Genomic DNA, 24,276 nt, shown 5'->3' with positions numbered 1-24,276 from the left:
GCGGGTCACTCTCCAAGCTTCTGGGCCAGCACGGCGGCGATCCGTGCGACGGGCTCCGGCTGCGTCATGGCGCCGTGCGTGCAGGTGATGCGGTGCTCCTCGACGCGGCCGTCGACGTACGGGTGCCAGGCCGCCCCGAAGGGCCAGCCGTCGGGCTTGTCGAGGGTGGCGCCGAAGAAGACGGCGTCCCCCCGGTAGCGGTCGGGCACGTGCTCGGCCATCAGCTTGCGGTGCTGGTCGAAGACGTCGGGGAGGACCCCGGCGGCCTCGCCCAGCAGGGCGGTGAGACCGGCCGGCCCGCGGTCGGCGGCCGGGTCGAGGCCGAGGGAGGCGAGCAGTTCGGCGAGGGTGTCGGCCGGCTCGTCGGCGGCCGCCGGGCCGTCGGCCGCGTAGCGGTCGGGGTCGGCGGGCAGTCCGTCGAGCAGGGCGAGCAGCGCCACCTCCTGGCCCTCGGCCTGGAGGGCGACGGCCATGGCCTGGGCGACGACCGCGCCGAAGGACCAGCCGAGCAGGTGGTACGGCCCCTCGGGCTGGACCGCGCGGATCTGCCGTACGTAGTCCTCCGCGATCTCGGTGACGGAGGACGGGGAGCCGCCGCGCAGCCCCCGGGCCTGGAGGCCGTGGACCGGGCGGTCCGGGCCGAGGTGGCGCAGCAGCCCGGAGTAGACCCAGCTGATGCCGGCGGCGGGGTGGACGCAGAACAGCGGGTCGGCGGTGCCGCCGGGGCGCAGCGGCAGCAGGACGTCCAGGGAGCCGCGGGAGTCCTGCGCGGCGGTGTCCGCGTACGGGTCCAGGCGGCGGGCCAGCGCCGCCGGGGTGGGGGCTTCGAAGAGGGCCCGCATCCCGAGGTCGGCGCCGAGGGCGGTGCGGATGCGGCCGAGCAGCTTCATCGCGAGCAGGGAGTGGCCGCCGAGGTCGAAGAAGCCCTCGTCGGCGCAGACCGGGGCGGGCAGCCCCAGCACCTCCGCGAAGAGGCCGCAGAGCAGTTCCTCCTGTGGGGTGGCGGGGGCCCGGCCGGCACCCGCCGAGCCCAGGTCGGGGAGCGGGAGGGCGCGCCGGTCGGTCTTGCCGCTCGGGGTCAGCGGGAAGGCGTCCAGCGGGACGACGGCGGCGGGGAGCATGTAGCCCGGCAGGGATTCGGCCGCGAAGGAGCGCAGCTCGGCCGGGTCGAGCGGGCCGTCCGCGACCACGTGGGCGATCAGCCGGGGGCCGGTGGCGGTGTCCTCGTGGACGGTGACAACGGCGGACTGCACGCGGGGGTGGCGGGTCAGGACGTGCTCGATCTCGCCGGGTTCGATGCGGAAGCCGCGGATCTTGACCTGGTGGTCGGTGCGGCCCAGGTAGTCGAGCCCGCCGTCCCGGGTGCGGCGGACCAGGTCGCCCGTACGGTACATCCGCGCGCCCGGCGTGAACGGGTCGGCGACGAACCGTTCGGCGGTGAGCGCGGGCCGTCCCAGGTAGCCACGGGCGAGTCCGGCACCGGACAGGTACAGCTCGCCCGGGACCCCCGCGGGCACCGGGTTCAGGTGCGCGTCCAGGACATGGGCGCGGGTGCCGAGCACGGGGCGGCCGAGGGCGGGACGCCCGGTGGCGGCGAAGGGCTGGGTGAGCGCGTCGACGGTGGACTCGGTCGGGCCGTAGAGGTTGTGGGCGGTGGTGGCGGGGGCCGCGCGCAGCCGGTCCCAGAGGCTCTGGCCGACGGCCTCGCCGCCGAGGAGCACCACGCGCGGGGCGGGCTCCGCCAACAGGCCCTCCTCGATGAGCTGTTCGGCGTAGGAGGGGGTGACCTCCAGGACGTCGAGGGAGTGCGTCCGGACGTGCCGGACGAGGGCGGCGGCGTCGCGGCGGACCTCGTCGCCGATCAGGTGCAGCTCGTGTCCGGCGATCAGCCAGAGCAGGCCGTCCCAGGAGGCGTCGAAGCAGAGCGAGGCGGTGAGCGCGAACCTCCGGCGGCCGTACGCGGCTCCGGTCGCGCCGACCGGCCCGTCCGGGGAGCGGTGCGAGGCGAGCAGCGCGGCGATCGCACCCTGGCTCACCACCACGCCCTTGGGGCGGCCGGTGGAGCCGGAGGTGTAGATCACGTAGGCGGCGTCGGAGGCGGTGGCGGTGGCGCGTGCCGGTGCGTCGGCCGGAGCCGCATCCTCCGCGGGGACGGCGGACAGTACGGTCATCCCGGTGAGCAGTCCGGGCAGAGGCCAGCCCTCGGCGGTCACGGCCAGCGCGGGCGCGGCGTCGGCGAGCATGGCGGCGGTGCGCTCGGCCGGGTACTCGGCGTCCAGCGGGAGCGAGGCGGCCCCCGCCTTGAGCACGGCGAGCAGGGCGATCACGCTCTCCGCGGAGCGCGGCAGGGCGAGGGCGACCACGGACTCCGGTCCGGCGCCCGCGGCGGTCAGGCGGCGGGCCAGCTCCTCGGCACGGGCGTCCAGTTCGGCGAAGCCGAGCCGGGTGTCCCCGTGGACGAGGGCGGTCGCGTCGGGGGTACGGGCCACCTGGGCGGCGAAGGCTTCGGCCAGCAGGGGCACGGCCGGCGGCAACGCCTGGGCGGCGGGCAGGAGTCCGGCGTGCTCCTCGGCGGAGAGCAGGTCGGCGCGGCCGATGGGCAGATCGGGCCGGGCGGCGGCCGCGGTCAGCAGCCGGCCGAGCCGGACCGCCAGGGAGGCGACGGTCTCGCGGTCGAAGAGGTCGGTGGCGAAGTCGATCGCGCACTCCAGCCCGGCGGGCGCGCCGTCGGCGTCGAAGGACTCGCCCATGGCCACGGAGAGGTCGAACTTGGCGACGTGTCCGCCGACGGGTTCGACGGCGGCGGGCAGCCCGGCCAGGTCGAGCGGCGCTCCGCCGGAGGCGTCGGCGGCGCCGGCCCGGGCGGTGCCCTGGAGCATCAGCATCACCTGGAAGAGCGGGTGCCGGGCCAGTGAGCGGGCCGGGTTGAGCTCTTCGACCAGCCGCTCGAAGGGCACGTCCTGGTGGGCGTGCGCGTCGAGTTGTGTCTCCCGGACCCGGTGCAGGAGTTCGGCGAAGGTGGGGTCCCCGGAGGTGTCGGTGCGCAGGACCAGGGTGTTGACGAAGAAGCCCACCAGGTCGTCCAGCGCCTCGTCCGAACGCCCCGCCACCACCGAGCCGATGGGTACGTCGGTCCCGGCGCCGAGCCGGGTCAGCAGCGCGGCGAGTCCGGCGTGCAGGGTCATGAACAGGGTGACCCGGTGCTCGCGGGACAGCGTGACGAGCGCGCGGTGGAGGTCGGCGCCGAGCGGCAGGACCACGCGGTCGCCCCGGTGGCCGCTGTCGGCGCGGCGGGGCCGGTCGACGGGCAGGGACAGTTCCTCGGGCAGCCCGGCCAGGGCGGTCCGCCAGTGGGCGAGCTGCCCGGCGGCGAGGCTGTCGGGGTCGGCCTCCTCGCCGAGCAGGGCGCGCTGCCAGAGCGCGTAGTCGGCGTACTGCACCGGCAGCGGCTGCCAGGCGGGGGCCGTGCCCTCGCGGCGGGCGGCGTAGGCGGTGGACAGGTCGCGCAGCAGCGGGTCCATGGACCAGCCGTCACCGGCGATGTGGTGCAGGACGAGGACGAGCAGGTGCTCCTCGGGGGCGAGCGCGAACAGGTGCGCCCGGACGGGCAGTTCGGTGGCCAGGTCGAAGGGGATCGCGGTGCATTCGGCCAGGGTGGCCGCCGTGTCGGCGGGGGCGCAGGTGCGGCGCTCGAAGGGGACGCGGGCCTCGGCGGGCGGGAGGATCCGCTGCCGGGGTTCGCCGTCCCGCTCGCCGGTCAGGGTGCGCAGGATCTCGTGGCGGGCGACCAGGTCCCCGAGGGCGGCCTCCAGGGCGTCCGCGTCGAGCGGGCCGGTGACGCGCAGGGCGAGCGGGAGGTTGTAGAGGGCGCTGGGGCCCTCCATCCGGTCGATCAGCCAGAGGCGCTGCTGGGCGAAGGACAGCGGCAGGAGTTCGGGGCGCTCCCCGGCGGTCAGGGCGAGCCGGGCCCCGGCCCCGTCGAGCCGCTGGACGAGACCGGCGACGGTCGGGGCCTCGAAGACGTCGCGGACGGCGATCTCGGCCGCGAACACCGTACGGACCCGGCTGACCAGCTGCATGGCGAGCAGGGAGTGCCCGCCAAGGGCGAAGAAGTCGTCGTCGACCGAGGGCGGTCCGCTCATGCCCAGCACCTCACCGAAGAGACCGGCGAGCAGTTCCTCGCGGGCGGTGCGGGCGGCGCGGCCGCCGGCGAAGAGCTGGAAGTCGGGGGCCGGGAGGGCCCGCCGGTCCACCTTGCCGCTGCCGGTCAGCGGCAGCGCGTCCAGGGTGACGACCGCCGAGGGGACCATATGGGCGGGCAGCGCTTCCGCCGCGAACCGGCGTACTTCCAGCGCGAGTTCGGGGCTGGGTGCGGTGACCGCGCAGTGGGCGACGAGGCGGCGGTCGCCGTCCGCGCTCTCGTGCGCGGTGACCACGGCCTGCCGGACGGCGGGGTGCCCGGTCAGCACCTCCTCGATCTCGCCGGGTTCGACGCGGAAGCCGCGGATCTTCACCTGGTGGTCGGTGCGGCCCAGGTAGTCGATCCGGCCGTCGCGGTGGCGGCGGACCAGGTCGCCGGTACGGTACATCCGCGCGCCGGGCGTGAACGGGTCGGCGACGAACCGCTCGGCGGTGAGCGCGGGCCGTCCGAGGTAGCCGCGGGCCAGGCTGTCGCCGGACAGGTACAGCTCGCCGGGCACCCCGGCGGGGACGGGGTTGAGGTGGGCGTCCAGGACATGGGCGCGGGTGCCGAGCACGGGGTGGCCGAGGGTGGGGCGTTCGGTGTCCGCGAACGCCTGGAGCAGGGTGTCGACGGTGCATTCGGTGGGGCCGTAGAGGTTGTGGCCGGTGGTGGCCGGGGCGGTGCGCAGCCGGTCCCAGAGGCTCTGGCCGACGGCTTCGCCGCCGAGGAGCACCACGCGCGGGGCGGGCTCCTCCAACAGGCCCTCCTCGATGAGCTGTTCGGCGTAGGTGGGGGTGAACTGCACCGCGTCGACACCGGTGGTGCGCAGGTGGCGGGCCAGGGCGGCGGGGTCGCGGCGCAGGTCCTCGTCGATCAGGTGCAGTTCGTGGCCCGCGACCATCCACAGCAGGCCGTTCCAGGAGGCGTCGAAGCAGAGCGAGGCGGTCAGCGCGGCGCGCAGCCGGCCGTGGGCGCGCTCGGGCTCGCCGAAGGTCTCGGCGCGGTGGGCGGCGAGCAGTCCGGCGATCGCGCCGTGGCTGACGACGACGCCCTTGGGCCGTCCGGTGGAGCCGGAGGTGTAGATCACGTAGGCGGCGTGGGAGGGTCCGGCGGGGCAGGGCGGGGTGTCGGTGGGGCGGTCGGCCCAGGTCCGCTCGCCGGCGTCCAGGACGGTGGCCCCGGCGAGCCCGTCCACGACCTCGGGCAGCGGCCAGTCGGCGTGGGTGAGGACGGCGGCCGGGCGGGCGTCGGCCAGCATGTGGGCGGTGCGCTCCGGCGGGTACGCGGCGTCCAGCGGCAGGAAGGCCGCGCCGGTGCGGAGGACGGCGAGCTGGGAGACCACCGTCTCCGCCGAGCGGGCCAGGGCCAGGGCGACCAGGTCCTCGGGGCCGATACCGGCCTCCCGCAGGCCGTGGGCGAGCCGGGCGGCGCGGGCGTCCAGCTCGGCGTAGGTCAGCCGGGTGGCGCCGGACACGAGGGCGATGGCGTCCGGGGTGGCGGCGGCCTGGGCGGCGAAGGCGGCCGGGACCAGGGGCAGTCCGGCCGGGAGCGGCCGGTGGCCGCCGAGCAGTGCGGCGCGCTCGCCCTCGGCCAGCAGGTCGGCGCGGCCGATCCCCTGCGCGGGGTCCTCGGTCATCGCGGTGAGCAGCCGGCCGAAGCGGGCGGCGACGGCCTCGACGGTCTCGCGGTCGAAGAGGTCGGTGGCGAAGTCGATGGCGCAGTCCAGTCCGGCGGGCTCCCCGTCGGGGCCGAAGAACTCCTCCAGGGTGACATTGAGATCGAATTTGGCGACCCCGGTGTCGGCTGGCAGCGCCTCGGCGTCCAGCCCGGACAGCCCCGGTTCGCCGCCGGAGTTGGACTGGAGGACCATCGCCACCTGGAAGAGCGGGTGCCGGGCCAGTGAGCGGGCCGGGTTGAGCTCTTCGACCAGCCGCTCGAAGGGCACGTCCTGATGGGCGTAGGCCCCGAGGCCCGTCTCCCTTACGCGGCCCAGGAGTTCGGCGAAGGTGGGGTCCCCGGAGGTGTCGGTGCGCAGCACGAGGGTGTTGACGAAGAAGCCGACCAGGTCGTCCAGCGCCTCGTCCGAACGCCCCGCCACCACCGAGCCGATGGGTACGTCGGTCCCGGCGCCGAGCCGGGTCAGCAGCGCGGCCAGGGCCGCCTGGAAGGTCATGAACAGGGTGACGCGGTGGTCGCGGGCCAGCCCGGTCAGGGCCCGGTGGAGGGCGGCGTCGATCGGCAGGGCGACCCGGTCGCCCCGGTGGTCGGCGCGGGTGCCGCGGGGCCGGTCGACGGGGAGGGCCAGCTCCTCGGGCAGCCCGGCCAGGGTGTCGCGCCAGTAGGCGAGCTGGCGGGCGGCGAGGCTGTCGGGGTCGGCCTCGTCGCCGAGCAGGGCGCGCTGCCAGAGCGCGTAGTCGGCGTACTGCACGGGCAGCGGCTGCCACGCCGGGGCGGAGCCCTCGCGGCGGGCGGTGTAGGCGTCGGTGAGGTCGCGCAGCAGCGGGCCCATGGACCAGCCGTCGCCGACGATGTGGTGCAGGGCGAGGACGAGGACGTGCTCCTCGGCGGAGACCCGCAGCAGGGTGGCCCGGACGGGCGGTTCGGCGGCCAGGTCGAAGGGCTCCCGTGAGGCCCGGTCCACCTCGCCGTCCACGGCTTCCGGCGCGCAGTCGCGGCGTACGAAGGGCAGTGCGGCGGCGGGGAGGATCAGCTGGCGCGGCTCGCCGTCCTGCTCGGCGATGACGGTGCGCAGGATCTCGTGCCGGGCGGCGAGGTCCCCGAGGGCGGTCTCCAGGGCGTCCGCGTCGAGCGGGCCGGTCAGGCGCAGCGCGAGCGGCATGTTGTAGAGGGCGCTGGGCCCTTCCATCCGGTCGATCATCCAGAGCCGCTGCTGGGCGAAGGACAGCGGCAGCCGCTCGGGGCGCTCACCGGCGGTCAGGGCGAGCCGGGCGGTGGCGCCGTCGAGCCGGCGGACCAGCCCGGCGACGGTCGGCGCCTCGAAGACGTCGCGGATGCCGAGTTCGGCGCCGAGGACGGCGCGGACACGGCTGAGCAGGCGGGTGGCGAGCAGGGAGTGCCCGCCGAGGGCGAAGAAGTCGTCGTCGGCGGAGACCGGTCCGGTGGCGCCGAGGACTTCCCCGAACAGTCCGGCGAGGATCTCCTCGTGGGCGGTACGGGCGGCCCGGCCGCCGGTGGCCGCCGCGAACTCGGGGGCGGGCAGGGCGGCGCGGTCGAGTTTGCCGTTGACGTTGAGCGGGAGCACGTCGAGGGGCACGAAGGCCGCCGGGACCATGTGCTCGGGCAGGGTGGCGGCCGCGTGGGCGCGCAGCGCGGCCGGGTCCAGGGGCGTGCGGGTGACCACGTAGGCGGCGAGGCGGGTGCCGGCGGCGCCGTCGTGGTGGGGCAGTACGGCGGCCTGGAGCACGTCGGGGTGGGCGGCGAGGACGGCCTCGATCTCGCCCGGTTCGATGCGGAAGCCGCGCACCTTGACCTGGTGGTCGGTGCGGCCCAGGTATTCGACGGTGCCGTCGGGGCGGCGCCGCGCGAGGTCGCCGGTACGGTACATCCGCGCGCCGGGCGTGAACGGGTCGGCGACGAACCGCTCGGCGGTGAGCGCGGGGCGGCCCAGGTAGCCGCGGGCGAGGCCCGCGCCGGACAGGTACAGCTCGCCGGGGACGCCGGGCGGTACGGGCCGCAGGCCCTGGTCGAGCACGTGGGCGCGGAGGTTGGGCAGCGGGCGGCCGATCAGCGGGCGCCGCTCGCCGGAGAGCCGGTGGTGGAGGGCGTCGACGGTGCATTCGGTGGGCCCGTACATATTGAGTACGGCGGTCCCGGGGGCGGCGGTGAGGGCGGCCCAGAGGCTCTGGCCGAGGGCTTCGCCGCCGACCATGAGCAGGGCGGGCGGGCAACGGTCGAGCAGGCCCTCCTCGACGAGGCGTTCGGCCTGGCCGGGGGTGACGTCGATGACGTCGGTGGCGTTGCGCTCGGCGTAGCGGACGATGGCCTCGGCATCGCGGCGGACATCGTCGTCCAGGAGGTGGAGTTCGTGTCCGGCGACCATCCAGAGCAGACCTTCGAGGGCGGTGTCGAAGGACAGCGAGGCGGTCTGGACGAAGCGGAACCGGCGGTCCGTATGCCCCTGCCGGGCGGCGGCGACGGTCTCGGCGCGGTGGAAGGCGAGCAGGTTGGCGAGGCCGCCGTGCCGGACGACGACCCCCTTGGGGCGGCCGGTGGAGCCGGAGGTGTAGATCACGTAGGCGGCGCCGTCGGGGTGCACGGGCACCTCGGGCGCGTGGGCGGGCAGAGCGGCGTCGTGCTGGGCGGCGGCGTCCACGACGGCGGTGCCGGGCAGGTCCGCGAGCAGGGCGGGCAGCGGCCAGCCGGGACCGGTGACGACGGCCCGGGGGCGGGCGTCGGAGAGCATATGGGCGAGCCGCTCGCGGGGGTACTCGGCGTCCAGCGGCAGGAAGGCCGCACCGGCCTTGAGTACGGCGAGCAGGGCGACGAGCGCGTCGGCGGAGCGCGGCAGGGCGAGCGCCACCACGTCCTCGGGGCCGGTGCCGGAGGCGGTCAGGGCGTGGGCGAGGCGGTTGGCGCGGGCGTCCAGTTCGGCGTAGCTCAGCCGGGTCCCCCCGCAGACGAGGGCGGTGTCCCCGGGTGTCGCGGCGGCCTGCGCGGCGAAGGCGGCGGGCACCGGCCGGCCGGTGCCGGGGCGGTCGGTGGCGTGCCAGGCGGCGAGCGCGTCCCGGCCGTCCGGGCCGAGCACGTCCAGCGCGGCGACGGGCCGGTGCGGGTCCTCGGCGGCCTCGGCGAGCAGCCGCAGCAGGGCGTCGGCGAGCCGTTCGGCGGTGCCGCGGTCGAAGAGGTCGGTGGCGTACTCCAGGCCGCCTTCCAGTCCGGCCGGGGCGCCGTCCGGGTGGTGGCGCTCGGAGAGGTTGAGGGTGAGGTCGAAGGCGGTGGTGGGCAGCCCGAGCGGTTCGTAGGCGGCTCGGGTGCCGGGGAACTCCGGTCCGCCGCCCGCGGTGTTGTCGAAGGCGATCATCACCTGGAAGAGCGGGTGCCGGGAGAGGGTGCGGGCCGGGTTGAGCTCTTCCACGAGCCGTTCGAAGGGCACGTCCTGGTGGGCGTAGGCGGCCAGGTCGGCCTCGCGGACGCGGTCCAGCAGCTCGGCGAAGGTGGGCCGGCCGGTGAGGTCGGTGCGCAGGACGAGGGTGCTGGCGAAGAAGCCGACGAGGTCGTCGAGGGCCGGGTCCAGGCGGCCGGCCAGCGGGGTTCCGACGGGCAGGTCCTCCCCGGCGCCGAAGCGGTGCAGGAGGGTGGCGTAGGCGGCGTGGAGCACCATGAACAGGGTGGCCCCGTGCGCGGCGGCCAGCTCGGTGAGCCGGGCGTGCAGTGCGGCGTCGAGCCGCAGCGGGACGACGTCGCCGCGGTGGCTCGCGACGGCCGGGCGGGGCCGGTCCAGCGGCAGGGGCAGCTCGTCGGGCAGCCCGGCGAGGGCCTGGCGCCAGTGCTCCAGCTGCCGGGAGAGCGGGGACTCCGGATCGGTGCCGGCGCCGAGCGTCCGGTACTGCCAGAGGGTGTGGTCGGCGTACTGGACGGGCAGCGGCTCCCAGGCCGGGGCCTCGCCGCCGAGCCGGGCGGTGTACGCCTCGGCGAGGTCGCGGAACAGGGGCCGCAGGGACCAGCCGTCGCTGGCGATGTGGTGCATCACCAGCAGGAGGACGTGCTCCTCGGGGGCCTCGGCGCGCAGATAGGCGTGCACGGGGATGTCGGCGGTCAGGTCGAAGGTGTGGCCGACGAGCTCCTGGGCCGGGCGGTCGGTGCGGGTGAGCAGCGGGGCGGGCGGTGCGGGCAGGACGTACTGGTGGGGGACGCCGTCGTGCGCGCGGAAGACGGTACGCAGGCTCTCGTGGCGGGCGACGACGTCCCCGAGGGCGGCTTCGAGCGCGGCCGCGTCGAGCGGGCCGGTGAGCCGGAGGGCGAGGGTGACGTTGTAGGTGGCGGCGGGGCCCTCGGCCTGGACGAGGAACCACAGGCGGCGCTGGGCGAAGGAGACCGGCAGGCGTTCGGGGCGGGCCTCGGGGCGCAGCGTGGGCCGGTCGGCGGTGCCGGTGGCGAGGCGGGCGGCGAGGGCGGCGACGGTGGGGGCCTGGAAGAGGTCCGCGATGGCCAGTTCGGCGCCGAGCTCGGTGCGGGCCCGGCCGATCAGGCGGGTGGCGAGCAGGGAGTGGCCGCCGAGCTCGAAGAAGTCGTCGTCGATGGTGAGGTCGTCGAAGCCCAGGATCTCCCCGAAGAGCGCGCAGAGGGCGGCCTCGCGGGCGTCGCGCGGGGCGCGGCCGCCGGTGGCGGCGGTGGTCTCGGGGGCGGGCAGCGCGCGCCGGTCGACCTTTCCGTTGGCGTTGAGCGGCAGGGCGGGCAGGACGACCACGGCCGAGGGGACCATATAGCCGGGCAGGGTCGCGGCGGCGAACTCCCGCAGTTCGGCGGCCAGTTCCTCCGGGCGGTCCAGGGCGGCACCGGGGACCGCGCAGTAGCCGACGAGCCGGGTGTCGCCGGGGCGGTCCTCGCGGGGGACCACGATGACCTGGCGGACGGCGGGGTGGCGGGAGAGCACGGCCTCGATCTCGCCGAGCTCGATGCGGAAGCCGCGCAGCTTGACCTGTCCGTCGATCCGGCCGAGGAACTCCACCGCCCCGTCGGCGCGGCGGCGTACGAGGTCACCGGTGCGGTACATGCGGCCGCCGGGGGCGAAGGGGTCCGCGACGAAGCGTTCCGCGGTGAGCGCGGGGCGCTGCCAGTAGCCGCGGGCCAGGCCGGCGCCCGCCACGTACAGCTCGCCGGGGACCCCGGGCGGGACGGGCCGCAGCCGGGCGTCCAGGACATGGGCACGCATATTGTCGAGCGGGGCGCCGATCGGCGGGCGCGGGCCGGCCAGGTCGGCGGGCCGGAGGGGGTGGTGGGTGGCGAAGGTGGTGGCCTCGGTGGGCCCGTACACATGGGCCAGCAGCAGGTCGGGGCAGTGGTCGAGGACGCGCCGCATGAGGGTGCCGGAGGCGGCCTCGCCGCCGGTGCAGACGGTCCGCAGGGCGCGGAAGGTCTCCGGCGCCTGCTCGGCGACCAGGTCGAAGAGCGCCTTGGTGAGGAAGACGGCGGTGACCGCGTGCCGGGTGGCGACGGCACCCAGGGTGGTGGCGTCCAGGGCGCCGGGCGGGGCGACGACCACGGTGCCGCCGGACAGCAGCGGGGTCCACAGCTCGTAGGTGGCGGCGTCGAAGGCGTGCGGGGAGTGCAGCAGGATCCGCTCGTGGCGGCCGTCGCGCCAGCGGCGGTCGGCGGCGAGGTCGACCACGTCGCGGTGGCGTACGGCGACCCCCTTGGGGGTGCCGGTGGAGCCCGAGGTGAACATCACGTAGGCGAGGGCGTCCGGGTGGACCACGAGGTCCGGGGCGTGCTCCGGGGCGCCCGCCTCCTCGCCGGGGCGGACCACGGCGGCGGTGTGCGGGAAGCCGGGGTCGGGGCGGTCGGTGATCAGGACGGGCGCGGCGGTGTCCGCGAGCAGCGCGGCCATCCGCTCGGGCGGCAGGCTCGCGTGCAGCGGGACGTAGCAGCCGCCCGCCTTGAGCACGGCCAGGGTGGCGACGACCAGGTCGACGGAGCGTTCCATCAGCAGGGCGACCGGGGACTCCGGGCCGACGCCGCGGGCGATCAGGTGGTGGGCGAGGCGGTTGGCGCGGGTGTCGAGTTCCGCGTAGGTGACGGCGCCCCCGTCATGGGCGAGCGCGACGGCGTCCGGGGTGCGGGCGGCGCACTCCGCGAACAGCTGGGGCAGCGAGCCGGTGGGGACGGGCGCGGCGGTGGCGTTCCACTCGTCGCGCAGCCGGGCGTGCTCCTCGGGGGCGAGGATGTCGAGGCCGCCGATCGGCGCGTCCGGGTCGGCAGCGGCGGCGGCGAGCAGCCGGCCCAGCCGCTCGAAGAGGGTGGTGACGGTGGCCCGGTCGTAGAGGTCGGCGGCGTACTCCACCGAGCCGGTGAGCCCGGCGGGGGCGCCGTCGGGGGTGTGCCGCTCGGTGACGCCGATGTTGAGGTCGAACTTGGCCACGCGCAGCCCGAGGGGTTCGGGGTCCGACTCCAGGCCGGGTAGACCGAGTTGGCCCTCCTCGTGGTTCTGGACGACGAGGAGGGTCTGGAAGAGGGGGTGGCGGCCGAGGGCGCGGGCCGGGTTGACCTCCTCGACCAGCCGTTCGAAGGGCACGTCCTGGTGGGCGAAGGCGTCGAGCTGGGCGCCGCGCACCCGGCCGAGGAGTTCCGCGAAGGACGGGTCCCCGGAGGTGTCGGTGCGCAGGACCAGGGTGTGGACGAAGAAGCCGACGAGGTCGTTCAGGGCCTCGTCGTCCCGGCCGGCCACGCCGGTGCCGAGCGGGATGTCGGTGCCGGCGCCGAGCCGGGTGAACAGCGCGGCGAGTCCGGCCTGGAGGACGGAGAAGAGGGTGGCGCGGTGCCGGCGGGCCAGGGCGGTGAGCGCGGTGTGGAGCGCGGCGTCGTAGGCGAAGGGGACGGCGTCCGCGGCGCCGGTCGGGGCGGGCGGCCGGGGGCGGTCCACGGGGAGTTCCAGCTCCTCGGGCAGACCGGCCAGCACCTCGCGCCAGTAGGCGAACTGACGGCTCATCAGGCTGGTGGGGTCGCTCTCCTCGCCGAGCAGTTCGCGCTGCCAGAGCGCGTAGTCGGTGTACTGCACCGGCAGCGGCTCCCAGTCGGGCGCGGTTCCGGCGAGGCGGGCGGCGTAGGCGGTGGCGAGGTCGCGCAGCAGGGGGCCGAGGGACCAGCCGTCGCCGGCGATGTGGTGGAGCACGACGAGCAGGACGTGGGTGGTGGGGTCGAGCGTGAACACCGTGACCCGGAGGGGGGCTTCGGCACTCAGGTCGAAGGTGTGGGCGGCGGCCCGGTCCCGCAGGGCCGGGTACTCCCCCGGTGCGCAGTCCACCGTCTCGAAGGCGGTCCCCGCCTCCGCCGACGGCAGCACCTTCTGCACCGGGACTCCCCCGGCCACCGGGAACACCGTGCGCAGGGCCTCGTGCCGGCCGGCCACGTCCGCCGTCGCGGCGCGCAGCGCGGCGGTGTCGAGCGTGCCGCGCAGGCGGACGGCGACCGGCAGGTTGTAGAGCGCGGTCGGCCCCTCGATCTGGTCGATCAGCCAGAGACGCTGTTGTGCGTACGAAACCGGGATCACGGTGCTTCCTCTGCTCACGTCACGGCGTGGATGGTGTGCGGGCCGCCCTGGCCGGGACGGGTCCGGGGGCTGTCCGGGGCTGTCCGGAAGAGACGGCCTAGGCGGGGACGGCGGGTGCGGGGTGCGCTGCGGGGTGCAGCGTGGGGCGCACGGTGGGGCGGCAGTCCATGAGGTCCACCGGGCGGCCCATCGCGACGGCGATCTTCCGGTCGCCGCGGAAGGGGTCGCGGCCGTGCGCGCAGAGCACGTTGTCGACGAGCATCACGTCGCCCGCCTGCCAGGTCTCGCGGACGGTCGCGGCCTCGTAGGCGGCGTTGAGGGCGTCGACGTCCTCCCGGGTGAGCGGTTCGCCGTCGCCGAAACCGGTGTTAAAGGGCAGCCCGTCGGGGCCGAACTCCTCCACCATGGCCTCCCGGATGTCGGGCTCCAGGGACCATTCGTTCCAGAAGGCCAGGTGGTTGAACCACGCCTCCTCGCCGGTCTCCGGGTGGTGGATCGTGGCCGAACGCAGCTGACTGGTCCGCAGGTTGCCGTCCGCCAGCCACTCCCAGGTGATGCCGTTCTCCCGGCAGTACCGCTCCACGTCCGCGCGGTCCTCCGTACCGAAGGCGGTGCGCCAGCCGAGCGAGACGTAGTCGGAGTAGCTGCGGTTCAGCGTCCAGCCGGAGGAGCGGCCGCGCTCCGCGAGGTGGGCGGGCAGCCCGGCGAGCACCTTGCGGACATCGGCGGTCGGGGTGGCGCCGCCCGCCTCGGGGGCGGTCAGGCAGGCGAAGAGCAGCCGGCCGGGGAAGGTCAGCGTGTAGCTGTTCTCGTTGTGCATCCGGATCGACTGGGCGGGCGGCAGGTCGGTGGAGGAGAAGACGCCGTCCCCGAAGTCGCTGCGCGGGGTGGCCTTCTCCCGGTACGGGGTGGGCTCGGGGATGAGCACATCGCGTACGGCGGCCACGTCCGCGGTGCCCGTCACCGGCAGGCCGCGCAGGAAGATCGTGCCGTGCTCGTGCAGGGCGGCCGTCAGCGCGGCCTCGTTCTCGCGGAGCCACGCGCACGCCTCGTCGAGACCGCCGACGGCCGGGACGTGGGCGAGGGCCGGGCGGCCGGGGTTCAGTTCCCAGTGCGGCATGGCGGCGCTCACCGCTGGCCGAGGGCGGCGAGCAGGCTCGCGGGGCGGATGTCGGTCCAGTTGGCCTCGATCCAGTCCAGGCACTCCTGGCGGGTGGCCTCGCCGTGGACGGTGGTCCAGCCGGCCGGCACGTCGATCCAGACCGGCCAGAGCGAGTGCTGGTTCTCGTCGTTGACGAGGACCAGGTAGCCGGAGTTGTCGTCCTCGAAGGGGTTGCTCATGGTGGTCTCTCCGTGGGTGCGTGGTGGGTGGGGTGTGCGGGGGTGTGCTGGGGTGCGATGTCGAAAGTAGGCGCGCGGGAGGAGCCCGAGCGGCACAAGCTCCGGCAGGAGAGGGGCAGTTGCGGTGCTGCCGGGGGCCTCACGGGCGGGCGCGTCGGCGGGGCTGCCGACGGCCGGACCGGCGGGCCGGGTCAGCGCGGGGCGAGGCGGGACGGGGCAGCGCGGGTGAGGCGGGACGGTCAGCGCGGGGCGAGGCGGACCGGTCAGCGCGGGGCGAGGCGGACCGGTCAGCGCGGGGCGAGGCGGACCGGGAAGTGGTCCAGGCCGAAGTTGATGATCGACCGGTTGTAGGTGACCGGCCCGGCCGGCTCGATGACCGCGGCCTTCTCCAGGGCGGCCGTGTACAGGGCGCTCAGCTCCGCCTTGGCCAGCGGCGCGCCGATGCAGTAGTGCGCGCCCAGACCCAGCGCCAGGTGCTTGTTGGGCGAGCGGTCGAGCCGGATCTCCTCGGGCCGCTCGAAGGCGTCCGGGTCCCGGTCGGCGGACCACACCCACACGGCGACCCGGTCGCCGCGCCGGATCTGCCGCCCGCCGAGCTCCACGTCCCGGCTGGCGGTGCGCAGCGTGTGCAGGCCCACCGAGGTCCAGCGCAGCAGCTCGTCCACGGCGGAGTCCATGGAGACCTCGCCGCGCTGGAGCTGCCGCCACAGGTCCGGCCGCTGCACGAGGGTGTGCAGGCCCATGGCGGCGGTGTGGCGGACCGTCTGGACCCCGCCGACGACGATGTTGTCCAGGTTGAGCACCACGTCCTCGATCGGCAGCAGCCGCCCGCCGACCTTGTAGGTGGCCATCATGGAGATCAGGTCGTCGCGCGGGTCGGTGCGGCGCAGCATCACCTGGTGCATCAGGTACGGGATCAACTGCTGGTGCCCGGCGCGGCGTTCCTCCGGGGTACGCCCGAGGAAGGCGACGTCGCAGACCCGGACCACCATGTCGCGGTCCTTCTCGGGCACGTCCAGCAGATCGCACATGACGGCGAGCGGGAGCGCGGAGACCACGTCGACGAGGTCCACCTCGCCCTGGGTGACGGCCTGGTCGAAGAGCTCCCCCGCCCGCTCGGCGATGGAGCGGGCGGCGCCGCGTACCCCGCCCTTGGAGAAGAACGGGTTCGCGGGGGCGCGCAGTTCGCGGTGCCGGGGCGGGTCGGTGAGGGCCATCATCCGGCCCGAGCCGACCGGTACGTTGCCCTCGCCCGCGCCGAGCAGCGATCCGGACTCGGAGCTGTAGACGGCCGCGTTGCGCAGGACCTCGGCCGATTCCCGGTAGGTGAGCACCGACCAGACGGGGCCGTCGTCGACGGTCTCGGTGAGGTGTACGGGTGCCTCGCGGCGCAGTTCCGCGATCAGGCCGGGGGTGTCGGGGCGGGACCACAGGGCGGGGTCGGTGAGGTCGACGGCGGTGGTGGGCGCGGCGGTGGCGGTGGCGGTCGCGGTGGCCGTGGCGGTGATCGGCATCAGGACTCCCTGGGGACGGTGCGGAACGGGGTGGACGCCGCCTGGCCGTCTGCCAGGAGCGAGGCCAGCAGGGCCACCGGGCCGGGCCGGTCGACGGTGGCGAGCAGATGCCCGCCGGGGACCACGCGCTGCTCGAAGGCGGCGCGGGTGTGCGCGGCCCAGCCGCCGAGGCCGGTGGTGGCGAGCATCGGGTCCTCGGCGCCGGCCAGGGCGTGGATCGCCGTACCGAGGGGCGCGTGCGGGCGGTGGCGGTAGGTGGCGCTGACGGCGAGGTCGGTGCGGAGGGTGCCGAGGGCCAGCTCGGCCAGCTGCGGTTCGGCCCGGACCGACTCGTCCAGGCCGGTCAGCCGGAGCAGAGCGGCCGCGTCCAGGTCCCGGCTCTCGCGCTCGCTCCACTCGGCGGGGCTCGGCGCGCCGACGGCCACCAGGAGTTCGGGCCGCCGCTCCGCGGGGAGCGCGCGGGCCACCTCGTAGGCGAGGAGCGCGCCGAGGCTCTGCCCGTAGAAGGCGAACCGGCCGCCCGCACCGCCGGTCAGGTGCGGGTCCAGGGCCGCGGTGACGGCGGCCACCAGGGCGTCGAAATCGGCCGGCATCGGGTGCCGGCTGCGGCCGCCGCGCGCGGGCGGGCGCAGCGCCCACACCTCGGCCGCGGGGGCGAGGGCGCGGGCCAGCGGGACGTAGGCGGTGGCGTCGCCGCCCGCGTGCGGGAAGCAGAACAGCCTTACGGGCCGGTGCGGTTGGGGCGCGGGGACGAGCAGCCAGTCCCCTTCGACGCGGGGGCGGCTGATCCGGGCGGCGGGCCCCGCGAGGGGGGAGGTGGTGGTGGTCGTCGGGGTCATCGGACGGCCGCCCGTCGGGCGGTGAGGGCGGGGCGGGCGGCGGCGGGGCCGGAGGCGGCGGCGCGGCGGACGGTGGCGGTGAACTCGGCCAGGTCGGCGGCGTCGAGCAGGTGGCGCAGCTGGAGTTCCACGTTCAGCTTGCGGCGCAGCAGGTGGACGACGCGCAGGGCGGCGAGGGAGTGCCCGCCGAGGGAGAGGAAGTCGTCGGCCGGTTCCACGCCGGGCACGCCGAGCACGGTCCGCCAGACCTCGGCCACCTGCTCGTCCAGTCCGCCCGCCTCGTGGGCTGTGGTGGTCTCCGCCGCCGGGGCGGGCAGCGCGCTGTGGTCGGTCTTGCCGTTCGGGGTGAGCGGGAGGGCGTCCAGTACGGTCACGGTGGACGGCACCAGGTGGGCGGGGACGGTTCGGCGCAGCTCGGCCAGCAGGTCGGCGGGGCGCAGGTCCGCACCGGTGACGTACCCGGCCAGCCGGTGGTCCCCGGGCGCGGGCTCGTGCAGGGTGACGGCGGCTCCGCGCACCCCGGCGAGGGCGCCGAGCGTGTGCTCGACCTCGCCCAGCTCGACGCGGAAGCCGCGCACCTTGACCTGGCGGTCCACCCGGCCGACGTACTCCAGCAGGCCGTCGGCGGTGCGGCGGGCCTGGTCGCCGGTGCGGTACATCCGGGCGCCGGGCTCGTCCGCGAAGGGGTCCGCGAGGAACCGGCCGGCCGTCAGGCCCGGGTGTCCCGGGTAGCCGTGCGCGAGGCCGGGCCCGGCGAGGTACAGCTCCCCGACGGCTCCGGCGGCCGTCACCGGCGCGAGCCGGGCGTCCAGGAGGTAGGCGCGGACCCCGGGCAGCGGCTCGCCCAGGTGCGGGGCGGGGCCGGTGACCGGCGTGGTGATCGCGTCGACGGTGCATTCGGTGGGCCCGTACAGGTTGAGCGCGTCGACACCGCCGTCGGCCAGCTCGCGCCAGGTCCGGGCGGGGACGGGCTCGCCGCCCATGAACAGCCTCGGGACGCGGGCCCCGGCGAGGGGTTCGCGGAGCAGCTGCCAGTGCGAGGGGGTCAGGTCGAGGTCGGTGACGCCGTGCTCGGCGAGCAGCCGGGCGAGCCGGGCCGGTTCGGCGCGCTGGGCGTCGTCGATCACGAGGAGGGTGTCGCCCCGGCAGATACGGATCCACTGCTGCACGGAGGCGTCGAAGGAGACGCTGGCATTCCAGGCGACGACCCCCGGCTCGGGCCGGTACGCGCCACTGGCCTCCAGCGCGGCGGCCAGCCCGGCGACGGCGCCGTGCGGCACCTCGACCCCCTTGGGGCGGCCGGTGGAGCCGGAGGTGTAGATGACGTAGGCGGAATCAAGCGGATGCGGCAGGAACGGCGCCGCAGGACCCCGCCCGCTCCGCGCGTCGGGCCGCACCACGGGAACCCCGGCCGGTACGGGCGGCTCGGCATCCCGGCTCACCACGGCGGCGAGCCGGGCATCGGCGGCCATGAACCGGATCCGCTCGGCGGGGTAGGCAGGGTCGAGCGGCACGTACGCCGCCCCGGCCCGCCACACGGCAACGAGCGCCACGGGCAGCTCCACACTCCGCCCCAGATGCACCCCCACCCGATCCCCCCGCCGCACCCCGGCCTCGACCAGCGCCCCGGCGAGGGCGGCGGTACGAGCCTCGAACGCGGCGAAGTCCAGCTTCCCGCCACCGTCCCGCACGGCATCCCGCCGCGGGTGCGCGGCGACGGCCTCGGCCAGCCGGGACAGGAGGTCGGTGGTGGTCTGAGCGATGGTGATGGTCACGGAAATCTCCTCGATGAATAAGCCGAATCAGACAGATCAGGTGCTACGAACGCCGCCCGGGCCACGAAATCCGGCCCACTACCGCAGCCCCCCGCCACCCGGCGCAAACCGAACGCCAGCGCCGGCCCGCGGACCGCACGGCCGTGCCGGCAGGACCAACCGGCCCGGCGGCCGCCGCAGACCCGATCGGGTTCGCGGGGCCCGGTCCCCGCACCGACCGGACGGCCGTTCCGGCTGGGCCGGCCCCCCGCCACAGGCCGCCGCACGGGCCACCGGGCCCGGAGGGCCGAGCCGGTACCGGCCCGGGGGGCCGCCAGCCACCCGCCGCAGGCCGGGCACCGCCCGCAAGGCCGGAGGCCCGTGCCCGTGCTGGCCGGTGCGCCAGAGGTCCGGGCCGCCCACCGCCAGGCGGTACCGGCCAGGCCGAGCCGCACCTGCCACCGGGCCGCCAGGCCGGACCGCACTGGCCGGAAGGCCAGTCGGCCGCGCCGCCCGCCCCAGGCCGGGCACCGGCCGCGAGGCCGTACCACCGGGCCGGGCACCGCCGCAGGCCGTAGGCCGCCGCCCCGGAGCCTGGGCCGGAAGGCCGGGCCCACCCCGGCCGGGAGGCCAGGCGGCCGGGACGCGCGCGCCCGAGGCCGGGCGTCGGCCGCCGGGCCGGGACCGTACCGGCCCCGAGGCCGGGGCGGCGGGGCGGGCCCCCGCAGCCGGAGGCCAGAGGGCCCGGCCCCGCCCGCGTCGGCGCGGCTCAAAGTGTCGACGCCAGGCTGGTCAGTGCCTGCTCGTACGCGTCCATGAAGGCTTCCGCCGTCGCGTCGTCCACCAGGGCCCGCTGGTGGTCCACCGCCAGCAGGACGCGCTGCGTGACCGGGTCCTGGATCAGGGAGGCGCCGAAGGTGAAGCTGTTCGGCTCGTGGCGCAGCGTCGGCTCCGAGCCGATGCGGCCGTCCTCGATGCGGGCCGCGCTCAGCCGGCCCAGCGCGTGGAAGCGCAGGTAGCCGAACTGGCTGTCCAGCGCCGTGTCGGCCATCATCCGCGCCAGCCGCGCGAACGGCACCCGCCGGTGCGGCATCATGTCCAGCTCCTCGCGGTGCACATGCCGTACCAGCGCCGCCAGATCCCCCGCGTCCGGCTCCGCCACCATCGGCACCGTGTTGAGGAACAGCCCGTACACCTCCGTGCCGCCCAGCCGCTCCAGCCGCCCGTTCATCGCCAGCCCGGTCGTGACCCGCCGGCGCCCGGTGATCCGGGCGAGCGCGTGCAGGTGCGCGGCGAGCGCCACCGACTTCACCGGTACGCCGAGCGCGTCCGCCACCGCCCGCAGCTGTCCGGGCGCGTCCGGCAGCACCCGTTCCACCGTGCGCGGCAGCTCGTGGACCTCCTCGCTGCCGGGCCACAGCTGCCAGGTGGCCCCCTCCAGCCGCCGCTGCCAGTAGGCCAGGGAGTCCGGATCGGCGGCCGCCGCCCGCTCCACGGCGACGAAGTCGCGGAACGCGGTGCGCGGCGGCGGCACCGGCGCCGAGGCCGGGTCGGCGGCCAGCGCGCTGTGCCGTTCCAGGATCTCGGTGAGCAGGGAGGTGAAGCTCCAGCCGTCGAGGATGGCGTGGTGCTCGGAGACGGTCAGCTGGAAGGCGTCGTCGGCCAGCCGCTGCACGGTGATCCGGAACAGCGGCGGCTCGGCCAGGTCGAAGGGCCGGTCCCGGTGGTGCGCGAACACCGCCCGGACCGCCGCGTCCTGCTCCTCCCCGCCCGCGCCCCGCAGATCCGCGCACTCCACCGGCGCGGGCAGCGTGCCGTGGACGAGCTGGAGCGGTTCGCCGTAGCCGGAGAGGTCCAGGCCGGTGCGCAGTACCGCGTGCCGGGCCATGGCCTCCGCCACCGAGCGCCGGAAGGCCGTTTCGTCGAAGTCCCCGGTGATCCGGTAGGAGTTGACGTTGTGGTAGCTGTCGGTGCCGCCCGCGACCTCCATGTGGAAGACCATGGAGAGCTGCATCGACACCATCGGATAGGCGTCGGTGATCCCCGGCGGCAGCTCCGCCCGGTCCTCCTCCGCGATCAGCGCGAACGGCCGTTCCGCGCCCGGGTCGGCGGCCACCGGCCGGGCCAGCGGCAGCAGTTCGGCGACGGTGGGCGCGTTGAAGACGTCGCGGAGGCTGACCTCCCAGCCGCGGTCGTGCAGGGCGCCCGCGAGCTGTACGGCGCGGATGGAGTCCCCGCCGAGGTGGAAGAAGTCCTCGTGCACCCCGATCCCGTCCACCCCGAGCACGTCCGTCCACACCGCGGCGAACAGCTCCTCCTCCGGGGTCCGCGGTTCCACATGCCGGCCCACCGCCGCGGGCGCCGTCCGGTCGGGGTCGGGCAGCGCGGCCCGGTCGACCTTGCCGTTGACGGTGAGCGGCAGGGCCTCCAGTACGGTCACGCTCGCGGGGATCATGTACTCGGGCAGGGTGCGGCCGAGGAAGGCCCGCAGGTCCTCCGGCCCGGCCGGGGCCCGCCCGGTGACGTACGCGGCGAGCCGGTCGTCGTGGACGGTGACCACGCAGGCGTCCACCTCCGGGTGCGCGGCGACGGCGTTCTCGATCTCCCCGAGCTCGATCCGGAAGCCGCGCAGCTTGACCTGGAAGTCCGCGCGCCCGACGTACTCCATCCCGCCGCCGGGCAGCCGCTTGGCGACGTCCCCGGTCCGGTACAGCCGGGCGCCGGGCGGCCCGTACGGGTCCGCGACGAAGCGGCCCGCGGTGAGCCCGGGGCGCCCCCAGTAGCCGTACGCGAGACTCCCGCCGCCGATGTACAGCTCGCCGGGGACCCCGGGCGGGCAGGGCCGCAGCCAGTCGTCCAGGACCAGCGCGGTGAGGTGCGGCATCGGTTCGCCGACGAGGCTGCGCGCGAAGCCCGCACCGCCTGCGGCGACATCGTGCAGGGTGACGTGGACGGTGGTCTCGGTGATGCCGTACAGGTTGCAGAGCCGGGCCGGCGGCAGCGGGTCCAGCTCGTGCCAGCGCTGCACCACCCCCGGGTCCAGCGCCTCCCCGCCGAGCATGATCCACCGCAGTGCGGGCAGGGCCCGCGGGCGGCGGCGCAGGGCCGGTTCGAGCTGGCGCAGGGCCGAGGGGGTCAGGCAGAGGTGGGTGACGGCCTCCGCGTCGAGCAGTCCGGCGAACTCCTCGGGCGAGCGGCTGGTGAGGTGCGGGACGACGACGAGCCGGCCGCCGTGCAGCAGGGCGCCCCACAGCTCCCAGACCGTCCAGTCGAAGGCGTAGCTGTGGAAGAGGGTCCAGACGGTGTCCGGGCCAAAGCCGAAGTGTTCCCGCCCGGAGTCCAGGAGACGGCTGACGTGCTCGTGGGCGACGGCGACGCCCTTGGGGCGGCCGGTGGAGCCGGAGGTGAAGATGAGGTAGGCGAGATCTCCTGCCTCACCGGCGACGGCGGGCCGGGTGTCCGGCCGCGCGGCGATCTCCTCCGCGCGGGCGGCGAGGTCGAGGGTCTGCCAGGGCCCGTCCGGGGCGCGGTCGGGCCGGTCGGTCAGGACCACGCTCACGGCGGTGTCCCCGAAGACCAGGGCGGCCCGGTCGGCCGGGGCGGCCAGGTCGACGGGCACGTAGGCGGCGCCGGTCTTGAGCACGGCCAGGATCGCGGCGGGCACGGCGGCGGTGCGCTCCAGCAGCAGCCCGACCCGGTCGCCGGGGCGCACCCCGCGGGCGATGAGGGTGTGGGCCAGCCGGTTGGCGCGGCGGTCGAGTTCGGCGTAGCCGATCGTGCCGCCGCCGTCGCTCACGGCGGGCCGGTCGCCGTAGGTGTCGGCGGCCCGTTCGAAGAGCTGGTGCAGGCGGTGTCCGGGGTCGAGCCGGGCGGGCCGGTGCGGCGGTCCGGCGGCGGTGAGCCGCAGGACGGTGGCGTCGGGGTCGGTGAGGGCCGCGTCCAGCAGACCGGCGTAGTCGGCGGCGAGCCGGCGCACGGTGCCCGCGTCGAAGAGGTCCCCGCTGTATTCGGCCTCGCCGCGCAGTTCGCCGCCGTCGACGTCCTCGAAGACGGACCAGGTGAGGTCGAACTTGCTGGTGCCGTTGGCGCGTACGGTGCGCTCCGCGCGGGTGGCGGGACCGAGTTCGAGCGGCGCGCGGTCCTCGGTGTGGGCGCCGAAGACGACCTGCACCAGGGGCGGATGCTGCGGGGTGCGGGGGGTGCCGAGGGCGTCGATGAGCTGGTCGAAGGGCAGGTCGAGGTAGCCGAAGGCGTCGAAGGCGCCGTCCTGGATCTCGCCGAGCAGCGCACGGAAAGTGGCGGCCGGGGCGAGCCGGACGCGCAGGGGCAGCAGATTGACGAAGTAGCCGAGCAGGTCGCCCAGTTCGGGCCGGTTGCGGGTGGTGACGGGGGTGCCGACGAGCAGGTCGTCCGCCCCGGTCCAGCGGCCCATCAGCAGCGCGAAGGCGGCGAGTTGCACGGTGAACGGGGTGACGCCCTCCTCCTCCGCGAGGGCCCGCACCCGGGCCGCCGTACCGGGGGCGAGGCCGAAGGGCTCGGTGGCGCCGCGCTGGCTGCTCTCGGCGGGCCGGGGCCGGTCGCCGGGCAGTTCCAGCAGGGCGGGGGCCCCGTCGAGGGCCTGCTTCCAGTGGGTGAGGTGCTCCTCGTAGGAGGTGTGGCGCTCCTCCTCGGCCCACTCGGCGTACTGGAGGGTGAGCTCCGGCAGCACGGGGGCCCGCCCCTCGGCCGACGCCCGGTAGTGCTCGGTGAGTTCGCGCTCGAAGAGCTCGGCCGACCAGCCGTCCCAGATGATGTGGTGGACCACGAGGAGGAGGGTCGTACGGTCCTCCGCGAACCGGAACGCCTCGGCGCGCAGCAGCGGGCCGGCGGCCAGGTCGAAGGGGACGGCGGCGCGTTCCGCGAGGAGCTGTTCGGCGCGGTCGGCCCGGTGCTCCTCGGGCAGTGCGCGGAGGTCGGTGACGGCGAGCGGCACGGTGAGGCCGGGGTGGATGTGCTGGCGGGGGCCGTCGGGGTGCAGGGCGAAGGTGGTACGCAGGGCCTCGTGCCGGGCGGTGACCCCGTCCAGGGCCCGCTGGAGCAGGGCGAGGTCGAGCGGGCCGGTGACCTCGTAGGTCCAGGGGGTGGTGTAGGTGGCGGCCTGCGGGTTCCAGCGGTCGAGGAACCACAGCCCGCGCTGGAGCCCGGAGACCGGCGCGGTACGGACGCCGACGCCGGGCTCGGCGGCCGTACGGACGCCGGCGCCGGGCTCGGCGGCCGTACGGTCGGCCCCCGCGGGCTCGGCAGTCGTACGGTCCGGGGCGCCGGGCCCGGCGATCGTACGGTCCGGGGCGGAGCGTTCGGCGGTCGTACGGGCCGGGGCGGCGGGCAGGTCGGCGGCGGACGGGCTCACGGCCTCGTTCCCTTCGGTCGGGCGGCGGGT

7 protein-coding genes are annotated in these 24,276 nt (G+C 76.0%); all 7 read right to left on the bottom strand.

Translation table 11 applies throughout. The annotated features are described in order from the left end of the window. Positions 1–5 precede the first annotated feature (5 nt). Entirely contained in the window at positions 6–13,409 is a 13,404-nt protein-coding gene (locus ABZ873_RS10810) for an amino acid adenylation domain-containing protein (protein WP_360868393.1), read from the bottom strand. A gap of 97 nt (positions 13,410–13,506) precedes the next feature. Further along, positions 13,507–14,529, bottom strand: a complete 1,023-nt coding sequence (locus ABZ873_RS10805) for a TauD/TfdA family dioxygenase (RefSeq protein ID WP_360868391.1) — start codon at positions 14,527–14,529, stop codon at positions 13,507–13,509. 8 nt (positions 14,530–14,537) lie between these two features. Further along, positions 14,538–14,750 carry an MbtH family protein gene (locus tag ABZ873_RS10800; RefSeq protein ID WP_360868389.1) on the bottom strand — a complete coding sequence of 71 codons (213 nt, stop codon included), beginning with the start codon at positions 14,748–14,750 and terminating at the stop codon, positions 14,538–14,540. A 287-nt stretch (positions 14,751–15,037) separates the two neighbouring features. Then, complete coding sequence (locus tag ABZ873_RS10795; RefSeq protein WP_360868386.1) at positions 15,038–16,264, bottom strand: cytochrome P450; 1,227 nt, start codon at positions 16,262–16,264, stop codon at positions 15,038–15,040. Further along, positions 16,264–17,103: a thioesterase domain-containing protein gene (locus ABZ873_RS10790; protein ID WP_360868383.1), complete on the bottom strand. Its 840-nt coding sequence runs from the start codon at positions 17,101–17,103 to the stop codon at positions 16,264–16,266. Before ABZ873_RS10790 ends, ABZ873_RS10795 begins: the two co-directional genes overlap by 1 nt. After that, a complete protein-coding gene (locus tag ABZ873_RS10785; RefSeq protein WP_360868380.1) occupies positions 17,100–18,878 on the bottom strand; it encodes a non-ribosomal peptide synthetase in 1,779 nt (592 codons plus the stop codon). The genes ABZ873_RS10790 and ABZ873_RS10785 overlap by 4 nt, the downstream gene beginning before the upstream one ends. A gap of 748 nt (positions 18,879–19,626) precedes the next feature. After that, positions 19,627–24,246 carry an amino acid adenylation domain-containing protein gene (locus tag ABZ873_RS10780; protein WP_360868377.1) on the bottom strand — a complete coding sequence of 1,540 codons (4,620 nt, stop codon included), beginning with the start codon at positions 24,244–24,246 and terminating at the stop codon, positions 19,627–19,629. Positions 24,247–24,276: the final 30 nt, after the last annotated feature.

Source organism: Streptomyces sp. NPDC047014, from assembly GCF_040644195.1.
Lineage (GTDB): Bacteria > Actinomycetota > Actinomycetes > Streptomycetales > Streptomycetaceae > Streptomyces.
This window is presented reverse-complemented; position numbering and strand designations above follow the sequence as displayed.